Below are 3,626 nucleotides of genomic sequence, written 5' to 3' on the forward strand. Positions count from 1 at the left end.
ATTAAATTGGCATTAGGATTAGGTACAGTTATAAGCTCATCTGAAAAAGTTATAACTTTTTCTTCTAATTCCATTAAACTTATTCCTCCCTGATATCCTATGAATACAGCTGGTATTTTCATGACTGCTGGCGTTGCCATATTAACTAATTCCTCTCCACCAGACTCATGATTATATACTATTACTCCAGAAGCCCCTGCATCTTGAGCATTTTGAATTTTATCAACGAAGTTTGGAGTTAATCCTCCACGTATTATCAAAGCTATCTTGTCTTCTACATTTTCAAGCTCAGAAGGATGCCCAGAGCCACCATCTGCAAATTCTTGAGAACCTATCAACGTAGTTGCAGGATCAATATTTCCTGCTATTGCCATAGGAATATGATATTCTTCATCATCCAATTCATAAATTATAGTATTTACTTTTTGATTAATATTTTCTATAGAGGCGACTTGTATTGTATCTTTATTTAGACCTGGAGCGCCTACTACTCCTATATCTGGATTTTGTTTCCAAGGATATCCATAATTAGTATCTGCCCATCCATAGGTAAATGACCCTGAATTACCTGCTGAAACTGAACATACTATTCCATTATCAGTTGCATTTGTTATAGCAATATCCTCTGCCGACTCTGGAATGTAAAAACTTGCAGCAGCACCTAAGCTCATGTTTAAAACATCACTACCTAATCTTACTGCTTCGTCTATTGCTGCCAAATATATATCACTAAATGTAGTTGCATAGATTGGATCATTAGAAAACACCTTCATAGCCAATAACTGTGCTTCTGGTGCTACTCCCCTTATGCCATCATTCTCTAGATCTCCATTTGCCCCTGCAGTACCTGCAACATGCATTCCATGCTCAGAAGCAGCCGGCCCTAAATCACGAATCTCATCATTTAGATCGTAGTAATTGTATCCATATGGAATCTTTTCAGTGTAATATTTCCCTAGTAAATCCATCTCTTCTACTGTTTGTCTGGAAAGCTTTGGATTAGTTTCATTACCAAGTATCATATCCTTATGACTTGGATCAATACCACTATCTATGATAGCAATTACAGTACCTTCCCCTTCATACCCTATATTCCAAGTAGGAATAGAACCAATCATATCGTTAGATGAATCCATATCCGGTTTGATTATTGGTCTTTCATATTCATTTGCAATATATACTTTTTTTACAGAAGGCAATTTCTCTATTGCTGTAATCTCCCCAAATTTCGCATTGCCACTAAATCCATTAAAGGCAGTTTTAAAACTGTGTATAAAATTCATATTTATATTTTTAGATAAAATGGCATTTTTAACCTTCTCCTGTTCAATTTCTATTTGCCTTTCAATTTGACTAGCAAAATTTAATTCTTCATAACCCATATTCTTTTCTGTTGCATGGACTATAGAAGGTTTTGATTCTAATTCAATAATTATTCTTACTTCTTCACTGTCTTCAAAGATTTCATCAGTCGATATAGAATCTATATCAATATTACTCAAAGGATCTGAACCAAATTTTTCCGTTACTTTTCGATGTATTTCCTTTTGCTCATCAGTCAAACTATTCTGATTTTCTGCAAAAGTAAAACCAGGTAATATTAGAGAAAGTATTAATAGTATTGAAAAAATTCTAGTTATTCTTTTCAAATTATCTCCTCCTCTTTAATTTTTTTAGCAGTTTAGCCCAAAGGAGATGGAACCTTTGGGCTGATTTTAATTTCAATGTAATTCACTATTATCGGTTTAAAACTACATCTTCAAAAATATAAAGAAACACATCATCTCCATCATAAATTCTAATATCTACAGTATCATATTGATTAGTATCATAAAATATCAATCCAGCTTCCTCACCTATGGAAACTATATCTGTTTCTACAATATTTTCTGTTCCATCCTCGCTATCAGATAGATGATAAACAACATCAAATTTTTCAGCATCTTCTATATTATTGACCTCAATGGAAACATATCCAAAGGTAGGTATAAATGATGGACGAAAAGTAGCAATTATTTCTGGTTCTTCTTCGAAATCTTCATCATCTAATATTGTAGATATTTTCCCCTTTAAATCATCTATTGTAGTACCATCTTCTACTTTGATTCTCCATTGAGATGGTGAATCTTCCATTTTATTTGCCATTACTTTTTCTACATAAACCCCAGTAACTTCTGTTACGTATTCTTCCTTAATTTCTATATTTGCATAGGTATTACCAGTGATTTCACTCTTTCCAACAAATACATCTTCGACTTCCACTGGCCAATCTTCAACAACTGGAGTATATACTTCAACAGTAGTTTCTACTTTTAACTCTAATTCCCTATTATTGTCTATACCTTCTGGCAATTCGAATACTCCTATAGCTGGATATTGACCCTCTGTATTTTCATCATAATTTATAATGTCCCAGTCTAAACTTACAATATGGGTATCCCCTTCGCTATCTTCAATAGTTGTAGTCTTTGCCAATAAATTCATAACTTCTTCTTCTGTTGTCCCTATAGGAACAATAATACCATCAACAGGAGTTATCCTTACAATGTATACATCTTCTGAAGGATCTTCTGGATCCTCTTCTTCAGCTTCAACTATCTTTGCTTCTCCGTCTATTACTTTCAACTCATGGGTATATTCAATTTCTTCATCAAATTCATATTTTTCATTGCCTATAATTTCCCTGAGTTTAAATAGATTGTCTAACATTGCCAATTTATAATCTAATATGGTTCCAGTATTTGTTTCTAAATAGATTGTTCTTCCTTTCTCCTCAGCAATTCCTACATGATGTTTAATAGCTTCATAAAGAATATGATCGTCATCCATAGAGTTTGCTGTAACTTGTTCATAATTAACATATACCATATTCCCATTCTCATCTTTAAAATATACACTTTTAATAGATACATTGGTTCCAGAAGATGCAAATACAAAAGCTGGAAGTATTAATAATGCTATCATTATAAATGATAAAATCTGATTAAAACTTAATTTTTTCAATTTGAAACCTCCTCTTTATATTGATTTGAAATTTCTAACTATCTGTCATATCCTTTACCTTAACAGTCAAGGTTTCCTCTTCTCCGTCTTTAATAATAGATATTTTTACAGTATCACCTATTTCCAAATCTAAGGTTGTTCCCTTCCACTTCCCATCCTTTTTATCATAAGTTAAATTTTGACCATTAGCTTTTACTTCTGATGGCTTTCCCTCTGAATTGGAAATTACATGAATGTAAGTGATGCCAAGAAAATCTTGCTTAACTATTGCTTCAACATCATGTATTTCTTTTATACATACAATATTGTTTAGTGCATATACAGCTTCACCTCTAGTTATATTTTTCTGAGGTTTAAAAAAGCCATCTGGAAATCCTACCATGTATTCTTTTATTACTACTGCCCCTACATATCCACTACTCCAATTTATTTTATCTTTATCTATAAAATCTTCAATTCCCTCATCATTTAGTTTTAGATTCATTATTCTAGCTATAATAGTTGCCACTTCTTCTCTAGTTATTGGATTATTTGGTCTAATAGTATTATCCTCATATCCAGTTATATATCCATTAGCTGATGCTTTTTGAACCGTATCGTAAAACCATTGTCCTTCTACTACA

General features: G+C 32.5%; 3 protein-coding genes. All 3 read right to left on the reverse strand.

The genetic code is table 11. The features are described from left to right. The coding region (locus VK998_RS06210; protein WP_325226625.1) for a S8 family serine peptidase at nt 1-1,649 on the reverse strand (1,649 nt) is incomplete at its 3' end. Between the two features lie 88 nt (nt 1,650-1,737). Continuing rightward, nucleotides 1,738-3,003 (reverse strand): hypothetical protein, encoded by a 1,266-nt coding sequence (locus VK998_RS06215; protein ID WP_325226627.1) that lies wholly within the window; start codon nt 3,001-3,003, stop codon nt 1,738-1,740. A gap of 34 nt (nt 3,004-3,037) precedes the next feature. Then, nucleotides 3,038-3,626 (reverse strand): S-layer homology domain-containing protein (locus VK998_RS06220; protein ID WP_325226629.1); only part of this gene is annotated, 589 nt, incomplete at its 5' end.

It is taken from the genome of Schnuerera sp., from assembly GCF_035459645.1.
GTDB lineage: Bacteria > Bacillota > Clostridia > Tissierellales > Tepidimicrobiaceae > Schnuerera.